Below are 1,559 nucleotides of genomic sequence, written 5' to 3'. Positions count from 1 at the left end.
GGCATATTAAATACATTTGTAATAGATCTTATTAAAGATTGTGACGAAGTAAACTCTAAATATGGTGGCGGAGTTTCTGGTAAACCTCCTATAGACAAAAACTCCTTCACATCATCCGAAAAATTTGTGCTCATTAAATCTTTGGAATTAAATTTAATTAGTGGACCATCTTTGTTAACATCCCATTTATCATTAAATTCCTCTGGTAGTATCATCTTCTCACCTTCTTAAATTATTTATAAAAGTTTCTAATCTAGTTGCAATTTCATCATCTATTCCAGTAATTCCCCATTCCTTTTCTACATTATGAATACCACCATATCCAGGATGCAAACTTTTTGGTAAAGCTACAGCTTGACCACCTTCTCCTATATGATGATGCCTCATTGGGTCTTTTATATACTCCTTATACTGCGGAAAATATTTTATAAATTGTTCATCAACAATTGGAACTCGACCTCTCTTTATCAAAGCCGTATTTTCTGCACTCCAAAACTCCGGATTACTTTTAAGTAATGTATTGAAGAACTTTTTTGCATTTCTCTCCCATCCTGCAGCATTAGTTCCTGAATTAGTTTTCCCTTTAAAGTTCATTTCAACTACAAGTCTAGGGTCAACTAAATACTCTTCATCATACTTTGTGAGGTCTCTACCTCTATATCCTCTAACCTTATCATATTTGCCATCATTACTCCATTTAGGAACAGTAAAGGTTTCCTCCTTATTACCTGTACCCTTAGCAAGTTGATAAGCGTCATCTTTAGCTACCGTACTTGCCTTTGAAAACTTTCCAACTACTTCTCCAACAGTTGAAGATTCTATATATGGACAAAAAAATCCACAGTGTAAAAGTTTATCACTGTGGATTCTTACATTTATTTTTCTTGGTAATGCACCATATCATAAGGGTAGTACGAAGTATCTTTCAAAGTTGAGTCATCTAATTTTAAAATTTTTACGATTGCTCCACTTTCAAAACTCCAGTAACCACTATAAATGTCATTTTTATTTTCATGTGCATCGTACCCTGTTTCCGAATAAGTTCTCAAGAAACTTTCACTATAATAATTGGCTTTGAATTATCTCGACCGCTTTCTAGTTTAACATGCCCATCACTTGCTTTAGCCATTTCACTTTATTCTTTAAAAATCTTTCTCCTTCGCTCATAGAATCTAGTGAAATAGCACATACTATCTTAATTCTAATTTAAGTTGCTGTTTTAACAACTTCAATAATATCATGAAAATCTCGTGATAATTCTTCATTTCTACCATCTTTATACATGAAATATCCTTCCAATCCTCTATGAATAATAGCAAACATAGTAGGATGGAAATTTTTATCTGTGGAATTAATAAGAAACTGGCTAAATTGAACAGCAGACTCTAAAGAATAATTTAGTTTTTCGTTTAAAATCTGAATCATAGCACCTTGTATGTCAACAGGTTTAATATTTTTTTCGTGTCCTAATCCATTAAACATTCCAAAAAGGTATGCACCTAAGATTTGCTTTTCTTGTTCATCATTGATGTCTATTTTAAAAACCTTATATATGGTAG

At 32.3% G+C, this 1,559-nt stretch carries 2 protein-coding genes and 2 pseudogenes; all 4 read right to left on the bottom strand.

Annotated elements, in window-relative coordinates:
• A pseudogene (locus tag ACQGS6_RS28170) lies at positions 1-215 on the bottom strand (SUKH-4 family immunity protein); the annotation flags it as partial.
• 4 nt (positions 216-219) lie between these two features.
• A complete protein-coding gene (locus ACQGS6_RS28165) occupies positions 220-822 on the bottom strand; it encodes a hypothetical protein (protein ID WP_426966008.1) in 603 nt (200 codons plus the stop codon).
• 53 nt (positions 823-875) lie between these two features.
• Positions 876-1,076, bottom strand: a pseudogene (locus ACQGS6_RS28160) (PoNe immunity protein domain-containing protein); the annotation flags it as partial.
• 130 nt (positions 1,077-1,206) lie between these two features.
• The coding region (imm48, locus tag ACQGS6_RS28155) for an Imm48 family immunity protein (RefSeq protein WP_426966007.1) at positions 1,207-1,559 on the bottom strand (353 nt) is incomplete at its 5' end.

The sequence above is a fragment of the Bacillus sp. GMs2/2 genome (assembly GCF_050172095.1).
GTDB lineage: Bacteria > Bacillota > Bacilli > Bacillales > Bacillaceae_G > Bacillus_A > Bacillus_A cereus.
This window is presented reverse-complemented; position numbering and strand designations above follow the sequence as displayed.